Source organism: Ruegeria sp. HKCCD6119, assembly GCF_013110585.1.
Taxonomy (GTDB): Bacteria; Pseudomonadota; Alphaproteobacteria; order Rhodobacterales; family Rhodobacteraceae; genus Ruegeria.
In genome coordinates this window covers 801153-823418 of the sequence record NZ_WVQV01000001.1, presented here as the reverse complement: position 1 = coordinate 823418, position 22266 = coordinate 801153, and the positions used below count along the sequence as shown (strand labels likewise).

At 57.0% G+C, this 22266-nt stretch carries 23 protein-coding genes; 8 read left to right on the top strand and 15 right to left on the bottom strand.

All coding sequences use genetic code 11. The annotated features are described in order from the left end of the window. Window positions 1-17: 17 nt before the first annotated feature. The 4 genes from GS611_RS04150 (at window position 18) to tsf (ending at window position 3537) form a co-directional block, all read left to right on the top strand. Window positions 18-773 carry a GNAT family N-acetyltransferase gene (locus GS611_RS04150; RefSeq protein WP_171632503.1) on the top strand — a complete coding sequence of 252 codons (756 nt, stop codon included), beginning with the start codon at window positions 18-20 and terminating at the stop codon, window positions 771-773. Next, window positions 760-1614, top strand: a complete 855-nt coding sequence (locus GS611_RS04145) for a 1-acyl-sn-glycerol-3-phosphate acyltransferase (protein WP_171632502.1) — start codon at window positions 760-762, stop codon at window positions 1612-1614. The genes GS611_RS04150 and GS611_RS04145 overlap by 14 nt, the downstream gene beginning before the upstream one ends. Before the next feature lie 166 nt (window positions 1615-1780). Beyond that, the gene (gene rpsB / locus GS611_RS04140) at window positions 1781-2584 is read left to right on the top strand and encodes a 30S ribosomal protein S2 (RefSeq protein ID WP_171632500.1); all 804 of its coding nucleotides are present in this window, start codon (window positions 1781-1783) and stop codon (window positions 2582-2584) included. A 77-nt stretch (window positions 2585-2661) separates the two neighbouring features. Further along, window positions 2662-3537, top strand: a complete 876-nt coding sequence (tsf, locus tag GS611_RS04135; RefSeq protein ID WP_171632498.1) for a translation elongation factor Ts — start codon at window positions 2662-2664, stop codon at window positions 3535-3537. A 366-nt stretch (window positions 3538-3903) separates the two neighbouring features. Here the strand turns inward: tsf and GS611_RS04130 are convergent, their stop codons facing one another. Both GS611_RS04130 and aroQ read right to left on the bottom strand, forming a co-directional pair. Beyond that, the gene (locus GS611_RS04130; protein ID WP_171632496.1) at window positions 3904-4659 is read right to left on the bottom strand and encodes an autoinducer binding domain-containing protein; all 756 of its coding nucleotides are present in this window, start codon (window positions 4657-4659) and stop codon (window positions 3904-3906) included. Next, window positions 4656-5105, bottom strand: a complete 450-nt coding sequence (gene aroQ / locus GS611_RS04125) for a type II 3-dehydroquinate dehydratase (protein ID WP_171632493.1) — start codon at window positions 5103-5105, stop codon at window positions 4656-4658. Before aroQ ends, GS611_RS04130 begins: the two co-directional genes overlap by 4 nt. A gap of 456 nt (window positions 5106-5561) precedes the next feature. On the opposite strand from aroQ, the gene GS611_RS04120 reads away from it, so the two are divergent. Further along, the gene (locus GS611_RS04120; RefSeq protein WP_171632490.1) at window positions 5562-6380 is read left to right on the top strand and encodes an SDR family NAD(P)-dependent oxidoreductase; all 819 of its coding nucleotides are present in this window, start codon (window positions 5562-5564) and stop codon (window positions 6378-6380) included. Window positions 6381-6408: 28 nt separating this feature from the next. On the opposite strand, the gene GS611_RS04115 is transcribed toward GS611_RS04120, so the two are convergent. Further along, window positions 6409-7038 carry a 2-hydroxychromene-2-carboxylate isomerase gene (locus GS611_RS04115; RefSeq protein ID WP_171632488.1) on the bottom strand — a complete coding sequence of 210 codons (630 nt, stop codon included), beginning with the start codon at window positions 7036-7038 and terminating at the stop codon, window positions 6409-6411. 197 nt (window positions 7039-7235) lie between these two features. Here GS611_RS04115 and GS611_RS04110 point away from each other — a divergent pair, with 197 nt between their 5' ends. Both GS611_RS04110 and GS611_RS04105 read left to right on the top strand, forming a co-directional pair. Beyond that, on the top strand, window positions 7236-8468 hold the full coding sequence (locus tag GS611_RS04110) for a serine hydrolase (RefSeq protein ID WP_171632485.1): 1233 nt from the start codon (window positions 7236-7238) through the stop codon (window positions 8466-8468). Between the two features lie 51 nt (window positions 8469-8519). Then, a complete protein-coding gene (locus GS611_RS04105; RefSeq protein ID WP_171632482.1) occupies window positions 8520-9410 on the top strand; it encodes an acyl-CoA thioesterase II in 891 nt (296 codons plus the stop codon). On the opposite strand, the gene GS611_RS04100 is transcribed toward GS611_RS04105, so the two are convergent. The 11 genes from GS611_RS04100 to GS611_RS04050 all read right to left on the bottom strand — a co-directional run bounded on the left by GS611_RS04100 (window position 9386) and on the right by GS611_RS04050 (window position 19835). Continuing rightward, window positions 9386-10153 carry an SDR family oxidoreductase gene (locus tag GS611_RS04100; RefSeq protein ID WP_171632479.1) on the bottom strand — a complete coding sequence of 256 codons (768 nt, stop codon included), beginning with the start codon at window positions 10151-10153 and terminating at the stop codon, window positions 9386-9388. The two genes, GS611_RS04105 and GS611_RS04100, sit on opposite strands and share 25 nt — an antisense overlap. Before the next feature lie 186 nt (window positions 10154-10339). After that, complete coding sequence (gene phoB / locus GS611_RS04095; RefSeq protein ID WP_152457978.1) at window positions 10340-11029, bottom strand: phosphate regulon transcriptional regulator PhoB; 690 nt, start codon at window positions 11027-11029, stop codon at window positions 10340-10342. A gap of 12 nt (window positions 11030-11041) precedes the next feature. Continuing rightward, window positions 11042-11743, bottom strand: a complete 702-nt coding sequence (phoU, locus tag GS611_RS04090; RefSeq protein ID WP_171632476.1) for a phosphate signaling complex protein PhoU — start codon at window positions 11741-11743, stop codon at window positions 11042-11044. 16 nt (window positions 11744-11759) lie between these two features. Next, entirely contained in the window at window positions 11760-12557 is a 798-nt protein-coding gene (pstB, locus tag GS611_RS04085) for a phosphate ABC transporter ATP-binding protein PstB (protein WP_152457980.1), read from the bottom strand. A gap of 12 nt (window positions 12558-12569) precedes the next feature. After that, a complete protein-coding gene (gene pstA / locus GS611_RS04080; protein WP_171632473.1) occupies window positions 12570-13901 on the bottom strand; it encodes a phosphate ABC transporter permease PstA in 1332 nt (443 codons plus the stop codon). After that, a complete protein-coding gene (pstC, locus tag GS611_RS04075; RefSeq protein ID WP_171632471.1) occupies window positions 13898-15370 on the bottom strand; it encodes a phosphate ABC transporter permease subunit PstC in 1473 nt (490 codons plus the stop codon). Before pstC ends, pstA begins: the two co-directional genes overlap by 4 nt. A gap of 92 nt (window positions 15371-15462) precedes the next feature. Next, on the bottom strand, window positions 15463-16503 hold the full coding sequence (locus tag GS611_RS04070) for a substrate-binding domain-containing protein (protein ID WP_171632468.1): 1041 nt from the start codon (window positions 16501-16503) through the stop codon (window positions 15463-15465). Window positions 16504-16696: 193 nt separating this feature from the next. Beyond that, on the bottom strand, window positions 16697-17737 hold the full coding sequence (locus GS611_RS04065; protein ID WP_171632465.1) for a cell wall metabolism sensor histidine kinase WalK: 1041 nt from the start codon (window positions 17735-17737) through the stop codon (window positions 16697-16699). Between the two features lie 27 nt (window positions 17738-17764). Further along, window positions 17765-18289 carry a gamma carbonic anhydrase family protein gene (locus GS611_RS04060; RefSeq protein ID WP_171632463.1) on the bottom strand — a complete coding sequence of 175 codons (525 nt, stop codon included), beginning with the start codon at window positions 18287-18289 and terminating at the stop codon, window positions 17765-17767. After that, window positions 18286-18927, bottom strand: a complete 642-nt coding sequence (gene gmk / locus GS611_RS04055; protein ID WP_152457986.1) for a guanylate kinase — start codon at window positions 18925-18927, stop codon at window positions 18286-18288. The genes GS611_RS04060 and gmk overlap by 4 nt, the downstream gene beginning before the upstream one ends. 17 nt (window positions 18928-18944) lie before the next feature. Then, the gene (locus GS611_RS04050; protein WP_171632461.1) at window positions 18945-19835 is read right to left on the bottom strand and encodes a YicC/YloC family endoribonuclease; all 891 of its coding nucleotides are present in this window, start codon (window positions 19833-19835) and stop codon (window positions 18945-18947) included. A gap of 244 nt (window positions 19836-20079) precedes the next feature. Between GS611_RS04050 and GS611_RS04045 the strand changes: the two genes are divergently transcribed. Further along, window positions 20080-20754 carry a PAS domain-containing protein gene (locus tag GS611_RS04045; RefSeq protein ID WP_171632459.1) on the top strand — a complete coding sequence of 225 codons (675 nt, stop codon included), beginning with the start codon at window positions 20080-20082 and terminating at the stop codon, window positions 20752-20754. Between the two features lie 68 nt (window positions 20755-20822). Here the strand turns inward: GS611_RS04045 and GS611_RS04040 are convergent, their stop codons facing one another. Next, a complete protein-coding gene (locus tag GS611_RS04040; protein WP_171632456.1) occupies window positions 20823-22193 on the bottom strand; it encodes a class II 3-deoxy-7-phosphoheptulonate synthase in 1371 nt (456 codons plus the stop codon). Between the last annotated feature and the right edge of the window lie 73 nt (window positions 22194-22266).

The window sequence follows — 22266 nt, the reverse complement described above, 5'->3', positions numbered from 1 at the left end:
GGATTGATAAGTCTGACATGCCGGACGCTGGCCCCTCGTTCACGATCAAACTGGCGGAAACCCAGGACGAACTGCGCGCAGCGCAGCGGTTGCGTTATGACGTATTTGTGCGCGAACTCGGCGGAGGAGGGGCGCTGGTCGATCATGTGGCCGGGCTGGAACGGGACCGGTTTGATCCCTATTTCGATCACATGCTGGCCCGTGATGATGCGACCGGAGAAGTTGTCGGCGTTTACAGGCTGTTACCGGGGGATCGCGCCGCTGAGTTGGGGCAGTTTTATTCCGAAGACGAATACGATCTGAGCATTCTCAAGCAAAGTGGCCGCAAGTTGCTGGAACTGGGCCGGTCGTGCCTGCACAGGGACTACCGGGGCGGTACGGCCATGTATCATCTCTGGAATGGTCTCTCTCGCTATGTGGCCGAACGCCAGATCGAAGTTCTGTTCGGCGTCGCCAGCTTTCACGGCACGGATGTTCAGGAACTGGCCCAGCCGCTGTCGATGCTGCATCACAATCATCTGGCGCCGCCAGACCTGCGGGTGCGCGCCCAGCCGAGCGTGTTTCAGACCATGGATATTGTCGCACCGGACGCGCTGGATCGTCGCCGTGCCATGGTGCAGGTTCCAGCCCTGATCAAAGCCTATCTGAGGCTTGGCGGGTTTGTGGGTGAGGGGGCGTTCATCGATCATTCCTTCAACACCACCGATGTGTGCCTGATCCTGGATACGAGCCGTATGAACGAGCGGCAGAAGCGCATCTATGGCGGAGCTTGATCCGGTGAATGATCCGCTTTGGAACAGTGAGGATGCGCCGGATCCGATCGAACTGGGTTTTGTCGGCTGGATTCTGGTGATCCTGAGGGGCTTGCCCTTGGCCATCCTTGTGTTCGGTGGGCTGATAGTTCTATTGGCCATTCGACTGATCGAGTTGCCACTTTGTGGTGTTCGTCGCCCCGTCACACCGTTCATCAGCCAGTTCGTGTGCCGAAACGCGTTCCGAACCCTGGGAATCGGATTTCGTTGCTCGGGCGCGTTGATGAAGGAACACGGTGCCGTTGTCGCCAATCACACATCCTGGCTGGATATCTTTGCCTTGAACGCCCGCAAAAGGGTCTACTTCGTGTCCAAGGCAGAAGTTGCGAACTGGCCGGGTATCGGATGGTTGGCACGGGCCACCGGGACCGTATTCATCGAGAGGGATCGCAAACAGGCCCGCGAGCAGACGGCGATCTTCGAAGAACGTCTGAAGGCCGGACATAAGCTGTTGTTTTTTCCCGAGGGCACCTCGACCGACGGATTGCGTGTTTTGCCATTTAAAACAACGCTCTTTGCCGCTTTCTTCGCGGACGAGCTGCGGGATTTCATGTATGTTCAACCGGTCTCGGTGGTGTTTCACGCGCCGAAAGGTCAGCCTGACCGGTTCTATGGCTGGTGGGGTGATATGGATTTCGCGCCCCATCTGCTCAAGACATTGGGCGCGCGCAGGCAGGGGTCCGTTGAACTGATCTATCACGCACCAGCCCGGGTCAGGGATTTCGCCAACCGCAAGGAACTGGCGGCCCATTGCGAGGCAGCAGTGCGCCACGCGCATGCATTGGCGCGGCTTGAAAAATAAGGGTTTGACCCTTGCGCTGCCTTCAAACCTGCCGTATACGCGCGCCATTCAAACCCGCAGGCGGGGTTTGGGCCTTGTAGGGGAGACATCCCTATCTGGCCCGCCGGTTGGAGCATTCGCTTCTTTCACCCCCGCCGAGGCGAAAACCGGAAAAGGAAAACATAGCATGGCTCTTCCCGAGTTCACCATGCGTCAGCTGCTGGAAGCTGGCGTACACTTCGGTCACCAGACACAGCGTTGGAATCCCCGCATGGGCCCGTTCATCTACGGCTCGCGCAATGGCATCCACATCATGGACCTGACCCAGACCGTTCCGATGCTGGACCAGGCGCTGCAGGCCGTTCGTGACACCGTTGCCAAAGGCGGCCGCGTTCTGTTCGTTGGCACCAAGCGTCAGGCTGCTGGCCCGATCGCGGAAGCGGCCGAAAAGTCGGCTCAGTACTACATGAACCACCGCTGGCTGGGCGGCACGCTGACCAACTGGAAAACCGTTTCCCAGTCGATCAACCGTCTGAACCAGATCGACGAAGCGATGGAAACGGGCGCCGAAGGCCTGACCAAGAAAGAGCGTCTGGGCATGGAGCGTGACCAGGCCAAGCTGCAGGCTTCGCTGGGCGGTATCCGCGAGATGGGCGGCGTTCCTGACCTGCTGTTCGTTATCGACGTCAAGAAAGAAGCACTGGCCATCGCCGAAGCCAACAAGCTGGGTATCCCGGTTGTGGCTGTGGTTGACACCAACTGCTCGCCCGACGGCGTTGACTACATCATCCCCGGCAACGATGACGCAGCCCGCGCCATCGCGCTGTACTGTGATCTGGCCGCACGTGCCGCTCTGGACGGCATGACCGCTCAGATGGGTGCGGCAGGCGTTGACCTTGGCGCATTCGAAGAAGCACCGGTTGAAGAAGTCGTTGCAGAAGAAGCGCCCGCCGAAGCAGAAGCCGCACCGGAAGCCAAAGCCGAAGCGTAAGCTGCCCGTCACGTAAATGACATATGGGGCAGGGTATGACCTGCCCCAATTCCGTTTGAATTGAGGAGAGCCTAAAGATGGCAATCACAGCAGCAATGGTTAAAGAACTGCGCGACTCGACCGGCGCAGGCATGATGGACGCAAAAAAAGCGCTGACCGAAACCGGCGGCAACATGGACGAAGCCGTTGACTGGCTGCGCACCAAAGGTCTGGCCAAAGCGGCCAAGAAATCGGGCCGTACCGCAGCAGAAGGTCTGGTTGCAGTCCACGTCAACGGTGGCAACGGTGTTGCTGTCGAAGTGAACTCGGAAACCGACTTCGTTGCGAAAAACGCCGAGTTCCAGGAAATGGTTGGCAAGATCGCATTTGCCGCAGAAGGCGTTGCAGATGTTGACGCGCTGCTGGCTGCTGATCTGGGTGGCAAATCCGTTGCCGACACCCTGACCGACAAGATCGCCACCATCGGCGAGAACATGTCGGTACGCCGCATGGCCAAACTGTCGGGCGACACTGTTGTGTCCTACGTCCACAACGCAGCCACCAGCGGCATGGGCAAAATCGGCGTTCTGGTTGCTCTGACCGGTGGCGACGTAGCGATCGGCAAGCAGGTTGCAATGCACATCGCGGCTGTGAACCCGGCGGCCCTGTCCGAAGCAGACATGGACCCGGCAATTGTCGAAAAAGAAAAGCAGGTCCAGATGGACATCGCCCGCGAATCCGGCAAGCCGGAGCAAGTGATCGAAAAGATGATCGAAGGCCGTATGAAGAAGTTCGTCGCGGAATCGACTCTGCTGAACCAGCAGTTTGTCGTGAACCCTGACCTGACCGTCGAAGCAGCGGCCAAGGAAGCCGGCGCAACCATCACCGGCTTCATCCGTCTGGAAGTTGGCGAAGGTATCGTGGTTGAAAAAGAAGATTTCGCTGCTGAAGTCGCCAAAGCCGCGCAAGGCTAAAACGTTACAGGGAAAGTACCGGCAACGGCCTTTCCCAACAAATCTAAAGGGTTACGCACTGCGTAACCCTTTTTTTCTGCCACCGGCAAAAAGCATACTTCCATAAGTAGAGAAGGATTGGAGGGCCCCGCATGATGGGGATGGTCGAGGCCCCCCAAAATTCCGACACCGGTACGCGGACAAATAAGCGCCCCCTTGTCAGAGTGATCGGAGAGCTTTGTTATTGCAAAGATCCAATCCAATGTTCCCTGGCTAAAGCCACCACTCACGGAACACTCTCACTTTGCAACTTTTACGATTAGTTTGAAAAGTAGTGATTTCCTTACCTAGGGTAAACTGACGCGGGATAGCGTCAAAATATTGCGGTTATGCTTCCATAATGAACATCTGGTTGTGCAGTGACGCCTTGAGAACCGCTTGTGCCGTCGTTTCGACCGAAAGCGCCTCACGCGCGAGTCGCAGGTGCTTCTCTACCGTTGCAGATGTCAGTCCCATCAACAGCGCGATATCCTGAGTGGTTTTCCCGTCACCAACCCACTGCAAAGCTTCGCGTTGGCGTTTGGTAAGTGCCCGGTTCGGCGGAAGAAACGGCAATGTCAGGATTTTCAGGTGGGCGACATTGTTCATAAGCAGAATGTCGTCGCCGTGCTCTTCCCAGACCGCATCCACATCTTCCTGGCTCAGCCCATCATTGGCCGACAGGGAAATCGCCCCCTTCGAGCGCATGGAAACCGAGTTGAAGCTTACGGTATAGCCGGAAACCACGCCCATGGATTTGTTGAACTCGAAAACTTCGCGCTCCTTCGCGGTCATCGTTCCGCCCGAGCTCATGTCCTGCAACATTTTCCAGCTGGCGGCGCCTTCGTTGTCCAAGGCCCACTTCAACATCGGAGCGTGAAAATACAGACCATCCTTGATGAACCCGTCCACATAAGCCCGTTTGTGGTTCGTCAGGATTACGAAATCTTCCGGGTCACCCAAGGACGTGGCCGTCCGGAATTGCGTGTACCCATAGATCAGGCGGGTAAATCCGAACTCGGCCATTTGGCGGCAATGTGCATCCCACAGGTCTTCCAGGGTTTTGGCGTAGCTGACAAAGCGAAGATATTCCTTGAGCTTCATGTCGCGCTGCCCGCCTTCAGATGGGCCGCGAGCGCGTCCAGCGCGAGAATATAGCTGTGGGCACCGAAGCCACAGATCTGACCCAGTGCGACAGGGGCTATGTAGGACCTGTGCCGAAAGGCTTCCCGGGCATGAATGTTGGAAAGATGCACTTCGACAACCGGCAGTTCCACCGATGCAATCGCATCCATGAGGGCAATCGACGTATGCGTGAACGCGCCTGCGTTCAGTATCAGCCCGCTTTGTACACCGCGGGCCGCGTGAATGGCGTCAAGCAGCACACCTTCGTGATTGGATTGCAGGTGGGTGACGTCCAGCCCAATGGAGGCGCCATGCTGAACGCAACGGTCCTCGATCATATGTAGTGTCGTGCTGCCGTAAACCTCGGGCTGCCGTGTGCCAAGCAGATTGAGGTTTGGGCCATTCAATACCAAAACGTTATGCATGTTTTCACGATCCCCATACTTGGTTCATAGACGCGAAAAGGCCGGGTTGTCTACCTGACTTTGGTGGATTGAATACAGACAGTTGCCCTGAAAACAGACCTGGAGATGGAAGAGTAAACCAAGTTCAGTCCTTCGACATGACGACGCCGCGCGTCCGTTTGGACTTGGGCCGCACATCTACATCCGCTTTTCGTTAGCGGGAAAACAGGTTTTCGGGCGCATTGTCGTCGGTTTCAGTATCCGAACATTGAAACTACCCGGGCTTATCGGCCGGCCCTTTGCGACGCTGAGTAATCCTTGCAAACCGTGTCTAATGCGATTGAAGATTGTCATGTGGAATTTTGGTGCAACCCGGTTTCGCGCCAACGCAGCGGACGGCTAATTGCTGTAAAGACGACAAGGTTTTGAATCTGGTCGGAATGCAACCGAAATCAGATTTAGCAGAGGAACACGACAATGACCCCCGATACCCTTTTCTCGCTGCCCGGCAAAACCGCATTGGTCACCGGAGGCGCCACGGGTATCGGTCGGATGGCCTCAGAGGCGTTGGTCAGGGCCGGCGCGCGCGTGTTGATCGCTTCTCGGAACGGGGACGCGTGTGTCGCGGCCGCCGCCGATCTGAATGCGCTGGAGGCACCGGGAAGTGCCGAAGGGTTTGCCGGAGACATCGGCAGCGAGGCAAGTATAGCTAAACTGGTTTCGGACATTCAGGACCGGACGGAAAGACTTGATATTCTTATGAATAATTCTGGCGTGACCTGGGGAGCACCCATGGGCCAGTTTCCGTATGACGCGTGGGACAAGGTGATGTCGGTCAACGTGGCCGGGGTATTCGAGCTTACCCAGAGGCTGCTGCCGATGTTGATGCAATCCGGAACCGCAGACGATCCGGCCAGGGTCGTGAACGTCGGGTCCGTGATGGGAGAGGTTCCCATGGGGGATGGCGCCTATAGCTATTCAGCCTCCAAGGCTGCGGTACTGCATCTGACAAAAATCATGGCCAAGGAACTGTCGCCCTACCACGTAACGGTCAACGCGCTGGCTCCGGGGCCGTTCGTATCGCGGATGACAGCCTTTGCTACGGCGGATGAGGACAAGCGTGAAAAGGTCGGCAAGTCAGTGCCGCTTGGGCGCGTCGGCTGTGATGAAGATATAGCGGGGTGCGTGCTGTTTCTGTGCGGACGCGGGGGCAGTTATGTAACCGGTTCGATTGTCCCGGTTTCTGGTGGGATCAACGTTGTAACATCGGGCAATATCTTCGCCGAAGCCTTCTGAGTCGCGCTGCGGTCAAAGCCGCTCCTGCTCACAACGTGTTGGATTTGTTTCGTTTCTTGTTTTTCGACAGCTCAATTTCCAGGTTCGGCAAGCTGTTCTTGCCAAAGAACATTTCAGAGCCGTAAAACAGGCTGGGAACGCCAAAAACGCCGCGGCGCACGAACGATTTGGTCTGATCCTTCAGGTCCTGTTTGATTTCAGGGCTTGTCATGGCCTCGCGCAACTTGCGAACCGGCAGTTCGTTTTCGTGTAGAATGTCAATCAGAACGGCCAGCTCATCCGCCTTTTGCCCATGCACCCATATGGCATCAAATATGGCGTTTATGTACTTAATTTCCCATGATTTACCGCTGGCGAACCGGGCGCCGCGCATCGCAAACTTCGTATTGATCGGAAAATGCGGGCTCATGTGAAAGCTCAGCCCGCGACGCCGCGCGAACCGATGCAAGTCGTGGGTAAGATAGGCGGTTTTCTGGCGGTTTTCGGAAAACGCCTGAAACGGGCTTTGGTTATGCGTTGCCTTGAAAACAACAGGCAGAAGGACGGGGTAATACGTGATCTTGGCATTATGCCGCGCGGCCAGCTCTGGCAGCATCTTGTGGGCCAGAAAGGCATTTGGGCTGCAAAAATCGTAAACGAAATCTAAGCTTTGCGTCATGCTATTCCTCCCGGCCAATACGGCACGTCGCCGTCCAACAATTTACAAGCGAATCTGTATCGGTTTCACTGTATCACTTGGATTTAAGGCGTGCCTCTTGGCTCTGCTGGTATAACCATTCATTTCAGCCCGGGTTATGCGGTTGTTTCAGGCCCTACGCGTACACGATATTAGTCAACTTCTGGTGGAACTCAAAAATGCTTCGAAAACAAGTCATGTTCGATGAAACGCGCCTGAACCGGATTCGCATCTGGATGGACCGCTATGTTGAGCAGCGCAAATACGCGGGCTCGTCCTTTTTGCTGAAGCACAAGGGGGATGAGGTCTTTTTCCACTCCAGCGGCCTGCGAAATCTTGAACAGGACTTGCCGTTCCAACGCGACGCGCTGGTACGCATCTACTCGATGACCAAACCCGTCACGTCTGTTGCCTTGATGATGCTGGCGGAACGTGGGCTGTTTCACCTCGACGCGCCGCTGTCGGATTTCCTTCCCGAGTTCAAACAGATGCAGGCTCTGGTACCCGGCGCGGACAAGCTGGATCAAACCGAGGACGCGGCAAGCCCGACCCTTCATCAGTTGCTGACCCATACTGGCGGTTTCAGCTATCCGTTCAATCCCGGGATACTACCGGAGGCGATGGATGAAAAGGACCTTATTTTCAAACCAAATCAGGGCCTTCTGAAAGATCGCGTACGTGAACTGGCAGAGCTACCCTTGGCTTTCCAGCCCGGAACACGGTGGGAATATTCGGTTGGAACCGATGTGGTTGGGCGCGTTGTCGAGGTCGTCTCGGGACAGACCTTGGAACAATTCTTCCGGCAGGAAATCCTGGCGCCCCTCGAGATGCGCGAAACCGGGTTTTCCGTGCCGGCCGGGGCAGGGGACCGGTTCGCCTCGCTTTATACGCCGCTGGCTGGCGACGCGATGGCGTTGAATTCCGCGGACCAAAGAGGCGATACCTTGCGGCTGGTGGATGCCCACGAAACCTCTCCATTCGCGAATGCGACAACGTTCTCGGGCGGCGGTGGGCTGGTTTCCACAATCGATGACTATGTCAAGTTCGTTGACATGCTTCGCAATCGCGGGTCCGGCAACGGGCATCAACTGTTTGGCCCGAAAACGGTGGACTTCATGATGCGCAACCACTTGCCGGGTGATATCGCTTCGATGGGACCAAAGAGCTTTGCGGAACAGCCCATGGAAGGCATGGGATTTGGCCTTGCAGGGTCGATTGTCCTCAACCCGGGTCGGGTGCGCGTGCCAGGGTCCGTCGGTGATTTCAGCTGGGGTGGCATGGCCTCGACCTATTTCTGGATCGACTGGCAGAACGATCTGACGGCTGTGTTCTTCACGCAATTGTCGCCGTCCAGTTCCTATCCATCCCGGGCTGAACTCAAGGCCTTGGTGCACGCCGCCATGATTGAATGATATTGCTTAGGCTGATACCCGGGTTTCGATCAATTAGCCCATGAGCAGACAATGACCGAAGCGGAACGCATCTTATTGGACCTTCTGGATATCGAACGGCTTGAAGTCGATCTTTTCCGCGGCACAGGATCGGGTGGAGAAACACCGACCCGAATTTTCGGCGGTCAGGTCATCGCGCAGGCCCTTGCCGCAGCATACAAAACCGTGGAAGACCGGTTGTGCCATTCCCTGCACGCCTATTTTATCCGCCCCGGGGATCCAGATAAACCTGTTATTTATCAGGTGGATAGGGCGCGTGACGGCGGGTCGTTCACAACCCGTCGCGTTGTCGCCATTCAAAATGGAAAGCAGATCCTGAACATGTCAGCTTCCTTTCACGTTCAGGATGAAGGTTGGGATCATCAGCATCCGATGCCAACCGTGAATCCTCCGCAGACGTACCCATCGCGATCCGAGCTTCGACACGCATATGTGGATCGCGTGCCCGAAGGTTTTCGCGGTGAGCTTCTGCGTGAACGCCCGATCGAAGTCCGGGAGGTGGACCATCTGGATCCGTTCAACCCCGAAGTGTCGGATGACCGCAACAAAACCTGGTTTCGCATGGCGGCTGCCGCGTCTGCGGACGCAAAAACTCAACACCTGCTTTTGGCCTATGCGTCTGATATGAACCTGATGTCGTCAGGTTTGCGACCGCACGGGCTAAGCTGGTTTTCCGGAGAGTTCAACGGCGCCAGTCTGGACCATGCTTTGTGGTTTCATGCACCTGTGAAATTTCAAAACTGGCATCTGTATGTGATGGATTCTCCGTGGACGGGGCAGGGACGCAGCTTTAATCGCGGATCGATCTATTCAGAAGACGGAACCCTGGTCGCGTCGGTAGCTCAGGAAGGTCTTATGAGGAAGGTTCAGAGAAAACGTCAAGTATCCGGCGTAAAGTGTTGATTCAACTTTCGCATTCCGCCCAGCCAGCGATCGTAGTCGGCCGCTTTGAGTTGCAGGTAATCCAACACCTGCGGATGCGGAAGAACCAGAAATCGTTCTTCCCGGATGGCTTGTACGCAGGTTTCAGCGACGTCTTCGGGTTCCAGCACTCCGTCGATCGATGCTACTGAAACCTCATGTCCTTCAGTCATTTTCGACCGAACCGCCTGAGGACAAAGAACCGAAACCCGCAGACCTTTGGCGCCATATGTCAGCGACAGCCACTCGGCAAATCCGACCGCCGCGTGTTTCGTGACACCGTAGGGCGCCGCACCGGGTTGGTTTAGCAAACCTGCCGCAGAGGCCGTCGTCAGAATATATCCGCCGCCGCGACCGATCATACGAGGCACCAAATGGCGCGCGGTCCACACGTGGGACATCACGTTGATTTTCCAAATTTTTTCCCATTGATCATTGGGAACATCCAGACCGCCAAGCGTCAGGATTCCGGCATTTGCACAGAACAGATCAATTGGGCCAACGGTATCTTCGGTGAAATCAATCAACGCCTCGATCTGTTCCTCATCCGAAACGTCACATGTGAAGGCAACGCCGCCAGTTTGGGTTGCGACTTCACGGGCTCCGGCCTCGTCAATATCCGAACAGATGACGCGCGCACCTTCCTGAGCAAAGCGTTCCGCCAAGCCCCGGCCAATGCCATCTGCGGCACCGGTCACGATGACAGTTTTATCTCTGAGCTCCATGGCGCGTTCCAAAACAAGTTTTGCGTGTTCTGGGCAGAGTGTTCACTTTGCGGCCAAGTTACAAGGAGCTACTAATTACCATAATACCGATTATGCGAATACCAGTTACCGCCACGGGGGCGCCACCCACAAATACGAGTTCTGCAAAAAATCAAACGATTTTGGCGTCATGTGCGCAGGATGTGGTTACCCCAAGGCGTATCCAGCGCCCCGGACGGTTCGTACTGGGTCGGTCCCGCCATATTGCGTCAGAGCTTTGCGCAATCGCCCGATATGCACATCAACGGTTCGGGTATCGACATAGATGTCGCGACCCCAAACCCGGTCCAGCAATTGCTCGCGGCTCCAGACCCTGCCCGGCTTTTCCATGAATGTGCTGAGAAGCCGGAACTCGGTCGGCCCAAGTTTTAGGGGTTTGTTGTCCCGGCTAACCTTGTGCGTCTCGGAGTCAAGAATGATGTCATCGAATTCTAGGCGCAAACCAACGGTCGAAGGACGGACGCGGCGCAATTGCGTGCGAACGCGCGCCATCAGCTCGACCACGGAATATGGTTTGACCACGTAATCATCCGCGCCGGTTTCAAGACCGCGAACTTTGTCGACTTCCTCGGTCCGGGCCGACAACATGATAATCGGGATTGAACGCGTGTCCGGGCGGCTTTTCAGGCGTCGGCAGACCTCGATACCGCTCAGATTGGGCATCATCCAGTCCAGAACAATGATGTCCGGACAGTCTTCGTCTACCAACAGCATGGCTTCTTCGCCGTTGCCAGCCTTTGAAACCCGAAACCCTTCAGCTTCAAGGTTGTAGGCCAAGACTTCACGCTGGGCCATTTCATCCTCTACAACCAGAACGGTAGGTTGATCTGCGGACATCTCACTCGTCTCCTACACGGTTTGCGACGTGTTGTCAGCCTTGGGCCGGGCTTCGGCCGGGCGGTCGCCGGTGACCAGATACACGACCTGTTCGGCGATCGAGGTTACGTGATCGCCCATGCGTTCGATGTTCTTGGCAATGAAATGCAGGTGCATGCAGGCCGAGATATTGCGTGGGTCTTCGGCCATGAACGTCAGAAACTCCCGGAACAGCCCGTTATACATCTGGTCAACCTCTTCATCACGGTTGATGACGTCTGTGGCCAGTTCCGCATCGCGCTGGATATAGGCATCCAGTGCATCACGCAGCATCCGTTCGACCTCGCGTGCCATACGGCGCAGGGCCGCAGCGCTTCCGTTGATCTCGCTGGCATTGACCAGAACCGTGGTTCGTTTGGCGATATTCTTGGCATAGTCGCCAATACGCTCAAGGTTGCCGGATACCTTCAGAACCGACAGGATCAGCCGCAAGTCACCGGCGGTGGGTGCACGCAGCGCAATCAACCTGGCCGTTTCTTCGTTGATCAGTTCTTCAAGCGCGTCGATGGCTTTGTCGCCTTTTCGCACCTCTTGCGCCAACTCTTCATCGCGGGTTTCCAGCGAGCGGGCCGCGCCTATGATGGCGGCCTCGACCAGCCCGCCCATCTTCATGATATGCGCTTGGATCGCCTCGAGGTCGCGATCAAAAGCAGTTGCAATATGTTGTTCGCTCATTGTCAGATACCTGTGCTTAGCCGATGCGGCCGGTAATGTAGCTTTCCGTGCGCGGATCTATCGGATTGGTAAAAATCTGCCCGGTTTCACCGAATTCAACCAGATTGCCCAAGTGGAAAAAGGCCGTTTTCTGACTGACCCGCGCCGCCTGCTGCATCGAGTGGGTGACGATCACAACGGAAAACCGCGACCTCAGTTCGTCGATCAACTCTTCGACCTGTGCGGTCGCAATCGGATCAAGGGCCGAACACGGCTCGTCCATCAACAGAACTTCGGGTTCGGTGGCGACGGCCCGGGCGATGCACAAACGTTGCTGCTGGCCGCCGGACAGGCCGGTGCCAGGTGCATCCAGACGATCCTTGACCTCATCCCAAATCGCGCCGCGGCGCAGAGATTTTTCCACGATTTCATCCAGTTCCGCCTTGTTGCGGGCCATGCCGTGAATGCGCGGGCCATAGGCTACGTTGTCATAGATCGATTTCGGGAACGGGTTGGGTTTTTGGAACACCATCCCGACCTTGGCGCGCAACTGGACCGGATCGACACGCTTATCATAGATGTCTTCACCATCCAGCAGGATGTCGCCTTCGACGCGGCAGATATCGATGGTATCGTTCATCCGGTTCAGGCAGCGCAGGAAGGTGGACTTGCCACAACCAGATGGCCCGATAAAGGCCGTGACGGTCTTGTCTTCGATCTCAACGCTCACGTCCTTGATGGCGTGGGTTTCACCGTAGAAAACCTGTACGTTCTTGGCGTTGATCTTGATGTCTTTGGAGTCCACGGTTCTCTCCACTCGTGTCATGTCGTTCATTCCAGCCCCCATTTACCAGCGGCGTTCAAAGCGGCGGCGCAAGATGATTGCGATGATATTCATGGTCAGCAGGAACATCAAAAGTATGATGATCCCACCCCACGCCTTCTCGTAAAAGCCAACGTCAGCACGTGCGGCCCATGTATAGATCTGGGCGGGCATGGCTGAATTCGGCTCGGTAAAGCCTGCCAGAAAGCCGTCAGGATAACCGCGCGCGACAAATCCAACCATGCCGATCAGCAAAAGAGGTGCGGTTTCTCCCAAGGCTTGCGCCAGACCGATGATGGTACCCGTCAGAATGCCCGGCGCAGCCAGCGGCAGCACGTGGTGAAACACCGCCTGCATTTTTGACGCCCCTACCCCAAGCGCCGCGTCGCGGATCGACGGAGGCACGGCCTTCAAAGACGCGCGGGTCGAGATGATGATCGTCGGAAGCGTCATCAGGGTCAGAACCAGACCGCCGACCAGCGGTGCCGATTGCGGCAGGTGCATGAACTGAATGAAAACGGCCAGGCCCAGAATACCGAAGACGATGGACGGAACCGCGGCCAGGTTCGAAATGTTCACTTCGATCAGGTCGGTCAACTTGTTCTGCGGCGCAAATTCTTCGAGATAGATCGAAGCTGCAACGCCAATCGGCAGAGACAGACACAGAACGACCAGCATCATGAAGAATGATCCCACAACCGAGACACCGATGCCTGCGCCGCCGGGGTTGTCCACGCCTGCGTCCGCTCCGGTGATGAAGGGCCAGTTGAATGCCTGCTTGATGATGCCGGCCTGTTCCAGCGCATCGACCAGATCCAGATCGCTTTTTTGCAGAAACCGGCTGTCTTGTATCGTGTCGCGGGATACGCGGCCTTTGAAGTATCCGTCCACCCGGCTGGATGCTGCCAGATCGAATTGAACCGGCTGGCCCAGCTTGTCAGGGTTTTCTGTATAGAAGGTCCGGATCGTTCCGCCGACTTTACCCAAAAGACGCTCGATCGCGGCCTCATCAAAATCAACGCTGATTCCGCGTTCAGCAAGTTCACTGTTCAACTGGGCGACGAACAAGTCGGAATAGACTTTTGTCTTGAACAGGGCCCCTTCGGCCTCGTCCCGCTGCGGTTCGGTCAGTGTGAATTCAATGCTGACGACCGTGCGTTGGAAGGCCGGAATCCCCTGCGACAGGATCGAAGCGAACAGAACAACCAGAAAGAACAGACCGGTTGCGATTGCGGCGATGCCATAAGCGCGGAACCGTTTCTCGGCTTTGGCACGTTTCGTCGTACGTTCATCCGGAGCCGTAAGCGAGATCATATGGCGACCGGATTGGGGGCTTTGCATACTGGTGTCGGTCATTCGTACTGCTCCCGATACTTGCGCACGATATACAGGGCACACACGTTGAGCCCCAAGGTCAGAATGAAAAGGGTCATGCCAAGTGCGAAGGCGACCAGCGCCTCGGGCGAGGCAAAGTCGGCGTCCCCCGTCAACTGGCTGACGATCTTGGCTGTCACGGTTGTCATGGCTTCGAACGGGTTCAGGCTGAGGCGGGCCGCGGCCCCTGCCCCGAGAACCACGATCATGGTCTCGCCGATGGCGCGCGATGCCGCCAGAAGGATCGCGCCGACGATACCGGGCAACGCGGCGGGCAGAACGACCTGACGGATGGTTTCCGATTGCGTGGCGCCAAGACCGTAGGAACCATCGCGCATTGCCTGCGGCACGGCGTTGATGATGTCGTCAGACAGCGATGAGACAAACGGGATCAACATGATCCCCATCACCAGACCCGCAGTCATGACGGCGGTGCCGGCTTTCATCCAGCCCAGGCCATTTTCACCAAAAACATCCAACAGCAGCGGACCAACGGTCAACAAAGCGAAGAGACCGTAAACGATGGTCGGAATACCGGCCAGCACCTCAAGCAGCGGCTTGGCGACAGAGCGCAAGCGGGGCGAAGCGTATTCGCTGAGATAGATCGCGGCAAACAACCCGATCGGCACTGCAACCAGCAACGCCACGACAGAGATGTAGAGCGTCCCCCACAGCAGCGGCAAGATACCAAGTTCGGACAACCCGCCGCGGCCCGAAAAGCTGGGCGCCCAGGTCATGCCGAAAAAGAAATCTGACGCCGGGTATAGTTTGAAGAACTCCCAGGTGTTGAACACAAGAGACAGGACAATGCCCACCGTTGTTAGAATGGCAACCGACGCGGCCGCCATAAGCAGGACACGAACCCCCTGTTCCACAACGTTGCGCGCACGGTATTCGGCGTTGGTTTGCAACCAGCCCGCTACGGCACCGATCAAGGCAACCGCGACAACGGCAATGGACATGATCGCATACCCGGTCGAGCTCATGGCGCGATAGCTCTGCGCAGCGCGCAATACCGGTTGAGTGATGTCCGAGGTCACCACCTGCCCCGCGTCCTTCAAAAGCTGGGTGATCTCGGCGACATTCGCATCGGCATCACTGGCGGCGTTCTCGGTCAGGTTTCCTTGCGCAACCGCATTGTCCAGCCCGGCGGCTGTGCGGCGTACTTCGGCCATCACCAGGCTGCGAGAGGAACCTTCCTTTATCACGGAGTCGGATATCATGCCCGACACCTGCGCATTGAGAAAGAAAGGCTGCGCCAACAGCCACACGATCAAGAGGCCGAAGGCCGGCACAAGCGTCTTCAGCGCAACGTTTGCACCATAAAATGAAGGCAGGGAATGCAGATTCCGACTGTCACCACCAGCGTTTTGCAGCGCGCGTTTGCGTCCCAACAGATAGCCGACAGCCGCGATCGCCGAAACGATCAGAAAGAGCCAAAGTATCGGCATAACACCCCCATTGCCTTCGATTGCGTGTAGTAAAAAGACAGTGAAGGGGCGACTGATCCGTCGCCCCTATTTGCGTTAAACTGACGTCAGGCTCAGCTGCCCGAACCCATGGTGACTTCGTTGGAGATCGCGTCCTGAGTTTTTGCCAGTTCGGGATCGGCGACCAGGCCATAGTTGGCAAGCGGGCCCGACGGACCGGCGATTTCGTCATGGGTGAAGAACTGCGCGTATTCCTTCAGGCCCGGGATCACGCCGATATGAGCTTTCTTCACGTAGAAGAACAGCGGGCGAGAAACCGGATATTCGCCGGTCGAGATGGTTTCGGTCGACGGTGCGACACCCGACATGGTGGCAACCTTCAACTTGTCGGTGTTGTTCTCGTAGAACGCCAGACCAAACACGCCGATACCGTTGGGGTTGGTGTCGATACGCGCCAGGGTTTCGGTGTAGTCACCGTCGATATCGACCGATTTGCCGTCGGTGCGAACCGCAAGACAGGCGTCTTCAGCGTCGTCCTCGCTCATACCGCCCGCGATCATGGCTTCCATGGCGCCGGTTTCTTCACAGCCGATCAGCAGAACTTTTTCTTCGAATACTTCGCGGGTGCCGTGCTTGGTGCCCGGGATAAAGCCTGCGATTTCAACATCGGGCAGTTCCGGGTTGAACTCGGCCCAGGTGTTGTACGGGTTGTCAACGATCTGGCCGTCTTTCAGAACTTTTGCACCCAGAGCGTTGAAAATGTCGGACGGTTCGAACGCGGTAAAGGCAGGCCCGGTCTGCTGGCTTGCGAATACGATGCCGTCATAACCGATGCGGACTTCCATGATGTCGGTCACACCGTTTTCGGCACAGGCTTTGATCTCTTTTTCACGGATCGCGCGGGATGCGTTTGCAACGTCGATGGTGTTTTCGCCAACGCCTTCGCAGAACCGCTTCAGACCAGCCGACGAACCGCCGGATTCAACAACCGGAGTTGGAAAGTCTGTGTTTTCACCGAACAGTTCGGCTACGATCGAGGCATAAGGCAGAACGGTCGACGAACCGGCGATCTGAACATTGTCACGCGCCGCAGCAGTGGTCGCCGAGACGGCAGCGATAGCCAGCGCAGATGCCGACAGTTTTACAAAGGACATTTCAGTCTCCCTGAAAAGATGTGCTTGATCACCACCATGATGATCCTGCGGGGACCCCTATGGCGCGTGCGTAAGCCTTTTGTGACACATGCGTAACGGTTTTATGACAGCAGGGGTTTTTTTGCGTTTTTTCCAATGAAACGCCAATGCCCCACGGGGTCAGATCAAAAGCAGACTTACATTCCAAGCTGTTTCAACGGGGCAAAATAACCGTAAAAACAGAGCCTTTTCCCAATTCGCTTTCGACACGAAGTCTTCCACGATGGCGATTGACGATATGCTTCACGATCGCAAGGCCAAGCCCGGTTCCGCCCAGCTGCCGCGACCTGTGGCTGTCGGCGCGATAGAATCGCTCTGTCAGGCGCGGCAGGTGAACGGCATCTATGCCGGGGCCTTTGTCTATGAACTGGATTCGGACCGCCGGGCCGCGCATCGCCGGATCCCTGTCCACCGGCAGGACACGTACCGTAACACTACCGCCACTGGCACCATACTTGATCCCGTTCTCGATAAGATTGGTGAAAACCTGTCGCAACTGGTCGCCGTCACCGGTGGCTGAAAGCGGGCCGTTTTTCACGTCCAGCGACAAAACCACACCGGCGTCTTCGGCAAGGGGCCGCAGCGAGTTTATCGTGGATTGAAGAAGACCGGTAAGTTCCAGCTGTTGCCTGGGTCGAACACGTTCTTCGCTTTCGACCCGGTTCAACGACAACAGATCCCCGACCAGACGGTTCATCCGGTTGGCCTCATCGGCCATGATCTTGAGGAACCGGTCACGCGCGGCGGGGTCATCCCGGGCCGGACCGCGCAAGGTTTCGATAAACCCCATCAAGGCAGTCAACGGTGTGCGCAATTCATGGCTGACATTGGCCACGAAATCCCGCCGCATCTGGCTGGCGTGTTCCAGATGGGTGGTATCCTGAAACGTGACCATAACGGCCCCTTCCGAAGCGACCCCGTTCATGTATCTGCATTCAACTGCGTATGTTGTGTCCTGCGCACCGTCATTGGACAGATGACGTGCTTTCTTTGCGCTTCTGCTTGTCAGGCTTTGCTCGATCGCGTCCAGAACCTGTGGCTGTCGCAATATGGTCGCAAAATGACGTCCAACAATGTTCTGGCCCAGAAGGGACGTTGCATCTGTGTTCGCGGCAATGATCCGTTCGGTCTGATCCACCATCAGCGCCGGCAACGGGATCGCAAGAACAATGTCCTTAAGAACGTCTTCGGTCATGCGTCAAAACCCACTCATTCCTTCGCGTCAAAGCGCAGGTTTCAGGGTATCGCGGAATTTGCGCATGTTCTCCTGATAGTGCAGCGCACTGAACGTGATCCTTTGCGCCGCAGCCTCATCAAGCTGGCGTACGACCTTGCCCGGCGATCCCATGACAAGCGAATTGTCGGGGATTTCCTTGCCCTCCGTGATCAGGGCCCCTGCTCCGATCAGACAGTTCCGGCCGATCTTTGCCCCGTTCAGGACGATTGCGCCCATTCCGACCAACGTGTTTTCGCCTATGGTGCAGCCATGCAGCATCACCTTGTGGCCGATGGTGCAGTTTCGACCAATCATCAGGGGAAAACCGGCGTCGATATGCATCACGCAGTTTTCCTGAACGTTGCTGCCCTCGCCGATCCGGATTTCTTCGTGATCCGCGCGAATCGTGCAGCCGAACCAGACCGAGGCTCCCTGCTCCAGCACAACCTTCCCAATCAGATTGGCATCCGGCGCGACCCAGGTGTCGTCGTGAATGTGCGGAGCGTGCTCGCCCAAAGCGTAAACTGTCATGACAGTCCCTCGAATTCTCTCTGCAACTTGCGGACGTGCTGTTGCAACCTGGGTTGCTGAATGCGGCGCATCCGTTCCGCGCTGACGATGGTTTTCAGCTTTTCTTCGGTTGCCTCGAGGTCATCGTTGATCAGGACGTAGTCGTAATAGCCCCAGTGACTGATTTCATCCCAGCTTTTGAGCATCCGACGGGCGATGACGTCATCACTGTCCTGCCCGCGCGTTTCCAGCCGGCGGCGCAGCTCGGGGATGGACGGCGGCAGAATGAAAATCGATAACGCGTGTTTGCCCAGATCCGAATTCCGGATCTGCACTTCGCCCTGCCAATCGACGTCGAACAATACGTCCTTACCGGCATTGATCGAATTTTTGACCGGCTCGGCAGGCGAACCATAGAAGTTTCCGAATACATGGGCGTGTTCCAGCATCTGCCCATCAGCGACCTGCTGTTTGAACTCGTCCTCGGACAGGAAGAAATACTCGCGCCCATGCTCTTCCCCGGGGCGCGGGGCACGGGTCGTCGCCGAGATCGAGAATTCCAGATCCGTATCCCAGGCCATCAGCCGTCTGGCCAGGGTCGATTTGCCCGCTCCGGACGGAGAAGACAGGATGATTAGTAGGCCTCGGCGGTCCGCCATGTCAGTCGTTCCCATTCTTATTCCACATTCTGCACTTGCTCGCGCATCTGATCGATCACCGCTTTCAGTTCCAGCCCGACCGATGTCAGGTCCGAGCTTTGCGCCTTGGAACACAGCGTGTTGGCTTCGCGATTGAACTCTTGCATCAGGAAATCCAGCTTGCGGCCCACGGCCCCTTCCTGTGCCAACAACTCACGAGCGGCCCCTACATGCGCGGTCAGGCGATCGATTTCTTCGGTGATATCCGCCTTGACCGCGATCATCGCCAGCTCTTGCGCGACACGATCGGGATCCGCGCCCTGCGCATTCTCCAGCACCCGCGCGAGATTCTCGCGCAGCCCCTCGATCATCTTGTCTTTGCGTTGCTCGGCAATCTCTGCGGCCTGCGCCGTCAGTTCCGCGACCTGATCCAGTTGCGTGTTCAAGACCGCGGCCAAAGCTGCCCCTTCGGTTTTGCGCATATCTATGAACGCCGCCAGAAGATCTTTGAATTCGGACGTCAGATGAGCAACAAGCGGAGCCGGATCGTCGGCCTCGGTTCCTGCGTCCATCATCCCCTTGAGCGCCAAAAGATCTGACGCACGCGACGGCGCAAGCGTGATGCCGCGCGCAGCTGCCAGCGCTTCCGTTCGCTCAAGAGCGGTCAGGGCCGCAGCCATCGCGGTTTCGTTCAAGGCCAGTTCCGGGGCAGAATCCTCGCGGTTCAAGCGCATCGACAGGGTCACGTTTCCCCGGCTCAGGGATTTGGACAGGGACGCCCGCAACGCGACTTCGAGACCGGTCAACCAATCGGGCACGCGCAGACGCATGTCCAGCCCCTTACCGTTTACGCTGCGAAGTTCCCACGACCAGCTGTGCGGGCCAAAAGTTCCCTTCCCCGAGGCAAACCCGGTCATGGATCTGATCATGATGGCCCTTTCCTGTTCCCCAGCTGTTTCGAGCATGTGCGCACCTAATGCCATTGACTGGTGCAGAGCAAGAGTTTGCTGAAGACGCATTTGTTTGGCGCAAGTTAACCATTCGTTAAAGAATTGCTCCAAAATTGAATTAACCCGAGTCAAAATACCCTTAGCAATGGTTTGCGGGCCGTAGATGCTTCCATTGTGTTGCATTTTATGAAAAAGGCGGCCAATTGACGGTAGGGTGATGAAAATGAAAACCTTTTTCGGGATAGGTTCCGGGTCAGAATTTGGAAAGATCGTCGCAATGGATCGCTTTGACAGTGGGCGCAGCCTATCGCCGATCCGCCAGGCCGAGGCGTATTGGACCGCATTGTTGAGCGGCGACAGCGTGCCGATGCGGTCTCAAATCGACCCGCGCGGTCTTGAGAATGTTCTTGAATATACTTTCATCCTGGAACGCATCGCACCCGGCCTGGCCCGTTTTCGTCTGGCAGGCAGCCATCTGAACGCGCTTGCAGGGATGGAAGTGCGGGGGATGCCGTTGACCGCGTTCTTTCAACCCGATGCCCGCGCGCAGACCAAGGATGTACTGGAACAGGTATTTGCGTCCCCTGCTGTTGCCGAATTGAGTCTGAACTCGGACGGGGTGTTGGGACGTACCCGGATGCAGGCCCGGATGATCCTTCTGCCGCTGAAAAGTGACCTTGGGGATGTCAGCCGTATTTTGGGGGTCATGATCGCCGATGGCGCAATCGGCAAGACACCGCGCCGGTTTTCACTGACCGATACGCGGATCAAACCGGTTTCTGAAATTCAGGTTCCCGCGCCCACACTGCGACGCCCTGTGGAAGGTTTTGCCGAGGAACAACGCGAACTCAAGCGCTCTGCCGGCCATCTACATCTGGTGGTGTCTCGCGACGATTGAGACCCGCCAATTGCCTTGATCAGAAACAGCGGGCCGATGGCCCGCTGTTGTCAGTGTTTCGGATGCGCTCAGCTTACCGCGCGTTTCGAGCCGTTGCGACGCAGGTTGGTCAGCTCTTCCGCCACCAGGAACGCAAGTTCCAGCGACTGCGATGCGTTCAAGCGCGGATCGCAGGCGGTGTGGTAGCGGTCCGACAGGTCTTCTTCGGTCACGGCACGTACACCGCCGGTGCATTCGGTCACATCCAGCCCGGTCATTTCGAAATGCACACCGCCGGGGATGGTTCCCTCGGCCTGATGCACTCCGAAAAAGTCACGCACCTCGCGCAGAACAGAATCAAACGGGCGGGTTTTATAGCCCGTGGCCGATTTGATCGTGTTTCCGTGCATGGGGTCGCAGACCCAGGTGACCTTGGCGCCCTCTTCCTTGACCGCCTTGATCAGACGCGGCAGATGCTCGCCCGCTTTGCCCGCGCCGAAGCGCGCGATCAGGGTCAGCCGCCCCTCTTCGTTGTCCGGGTTCAGCTTTGACATCAGAACCTTGAGGTCCTCGGCCGTAGTGGTTGGGCCGCATTTCAGACCTATCGGGTTCAGTACCCCGCGGCAGAACTCGACATGCGCGCCGTCGGGCTGACGGGTGCGGTCGCCGATCCAGATCATGTGACCGGAGCCAGCCAGCCAGTTGCCCGAGGTGGAATCCAGTCGCGTCAGTGCCTCTTCGTATTCCAGCAACAGCCCTTCGTGGCTGGTGTAGAATTCGACGGTCGAGAATTCATGGGTTGTTTCCGCAGTGATTCCAGCGGCTTCCATGAAGTCGATGGTGTCCTGAATACGATCGGCAATCTCGGAATATTTCTGAACGTCCTGTTCATCCGCGAAACCCAAAGTCCAGGCATGCACGCGGCTCATATCCGCGAAGCCGCCGGTTGAGAACGCCCGCAGCAGGTTCAGTGTCGCCGCCGCCTGCGTGTAGGCCTGCAACATCTTGTTGGGATTCGGAATCCGGGCTTCGGGCGTGAAGGCCAATTCGTTGATGATGTCGCCGCGGTAGCTTGGCAGTTCCACACCATTCACGACTTCGGTCGGGGCACTGCGTGGTTTGGCAAATTGCCCGGCCATACGACCGACTTTGACCACTGGCACCTTGGCGCCATAAGTCAAAACCATCGCCATTTGCAGCATCACTTTGAAAGTGTCGCGGATCGCATCAGCGCTGAATTGTTCAAAGCTTTCAGCGCAATCCCCACCTTGCAGAAGGAAGGCCTCGCCGCGCCCGGCGGCACCCAGATGCTGTTTGAGACGCCGCGCCTCGCCTGCAAAGACCAGCGGGGGATACTTTGAAAGCTGAGCCTCGACCTTGGCCAGCGCGGCCGCGTCGGTATAATCTGGCATCTGAACCCGGGGCTTGTTGCGCCAGTTCGATTTTTGCCATTCGGTCATAGCTTTGATCTCCGCTGAAGTTTTCAGGTGGTCTCTATACAAAATGCAATGAAGAGTGACCATATCCCATTTG

What these genes read in the sequence shown, in the direction of transcription:
- pstB (WP_152457980.1), bottom strand. Translation starts at nt 12,557, where the DNA reads ATGAACGACATGACACGAGTGGAGAGAACCGTGGACTCCAAAGACATC.
- GS611_RS04145 (WP_171632502.1), top strand. Translation starts at nt 760, where the DNA reads ATGGCGGAGCTTGATCCGGTGAATGATCCGCTTTGGAACAGTGAGGAT.
- GS611_RS04070 (WP_171632468.1), bottom strand. Translation starts at nt 16,503, where the DNA reads ATGTCCTTTGTAAAACTGTCGGCATCTGCGCTGGCTATCGCTGCCGTC.
- phoB (WP_152457978.1), bottom strand. Translation starts at nt 11,029, where the DNA reads ATGTCCGCAGATCAACCTACCGTTCTGGTTGTAGAGGATGAAATGGCC.
- GS611_RS04120 (WP_171632490.1), top strand. Translation starts at nt 5,562, where the DNA reads ATGACCCCCGATACCCTTTTCTCGCTGCCCGGCAAAACCGCATTGGTC.
- GS611_RS04115 (WP_171632488.1), bottom strand. Translation starts at nt 7,038, where the DNA reads ATGACGCAAAGCTTAGATTTCGTTTACGATTTTTGCAGCCCAAATGCC.
- GS611_RS04045 (WP_171632459.1), top strand. Translation starts at nt 20,080, where the DNA reads ATGAAAACCTTTTTCGGGATAGGTTCCGGGTCAGAATTTGGAAAGATC.
- tsf (WP_171632498.1), top strand. Translation starts at nt 2,662, where the DNA reads ATGGCAATCACAGCAGCAATGGTTAAAGAACTGCGCGACTCGACCGGC.
- pstC (WP_171632471.1), bottom strand. Translation starts at nt 15,370, where the DNA reads ATGCCGATACTTTGGCTCTTTCTGATCGTTTCGGCGATCGCGGCTGTC.
- GS611_RS04060 (WP_171632463.1), bottom strand. Translation starts at nt 18,289, where the DNA reads ATGACAGTTTACGCTTTGGGCGAGCACGCTCCGCACATTCACGACGAC.
- GS611_RS04150 (WP_171632503.1), top strand. Translation starts at nt 18, where the DNA reads ATGCCGGACGCTGGCCCCTCGTTCACGATCAAACTGGCGGAAACCCAG.
- GS611_RS04065 (WP_171632465.1), bottom strand. Translation starts at nt 17,737, where the DNA reads ATGACCGAAGACGTTCTTAAGGACATTGTTCTTGCGATCCCGTTGCCG.
- GS611_RS04130 (WP_171632496.1), bottom strand. Translation starts at nt 4,659, where the DNA reads ATGAAGCTCAAGGAATATCTTCGCTTTGTCAGCTACGCCAAAACCCTG.
- pstA (WP_171632473.1), bottom strand. Translation starts at nt 13,901, where the DNA reads ATGACCGACACCAGTATGCAAAGCCCCCAATCCGGTCGCCATATGATC.
- GS611_RS04040 (WP_171632456.1), bottom strand. Translation starts at nt 22,193, where the DNA reads ATGACCGAATGGCAAAAATCGAACTGGCGCAACAAGCCCCGGGTTCAG.
- GS611_RS04050 (WP_171632461.1), bottom strand. Translation starts at nt 19,835, where the DNA reads ATGATCAGATCCATGACCGGGTTTGCCTCGGGGAAGGGAACTTTTGGC.
- GS611_RS04110 (WP_171632485.1), top strand. Translation starts at nt 7,236, where the DNA reads ATGCTTCGAAAACAAGTCATGTTCGATGAAACGCGCCTGAACCGGATT.
- gmk (WP_152457986.1), bottom strand. Translation starts at nt 18,927, where the DNA reads ATGGCGGACCGCCGAGGCCTACTAATCATCCTGTCTTCTCCGTCCGGA.
- GS611_RS04105 (WP_171632482.1), top strand. Translation starts at nt 8,520, where the DNA reads ATGACCGAAGCGGAACGCATCTTATTGGACCTTCTGGATATCGAACGG.
- GS611_RS04100 (WP_171632479.1), bottom strand. Translation starts at nt 10,153, where the DNA reads ATGGAGCTCAGAGATAAAACTGTCATCGTGACCGGTGCCGCAGATGGC.
- phoU (WP_171632476.1), bottom strand. Translation starts at nt 11,743, where the DNA reads ATGAGCGAACAACATATTGCAACTGCTTTTGATCGCGACCTCGAGGCG.
- aroQ (WP_171632493.1), bottom strand. Translation starts at nt 5,105, where the DNA reads ATGCATAACGTTTTGGTATTGAATGGCCCAAACCTCAATCTGCTTGGC.
- rpsB (WP_171632500.1), top strand. Translation starts at nt 1,781, where the DNA reads ATGGCTCTTCCCGAGTTCACCATGCGTCAGCTGCTGGAAGCTGGCGTA.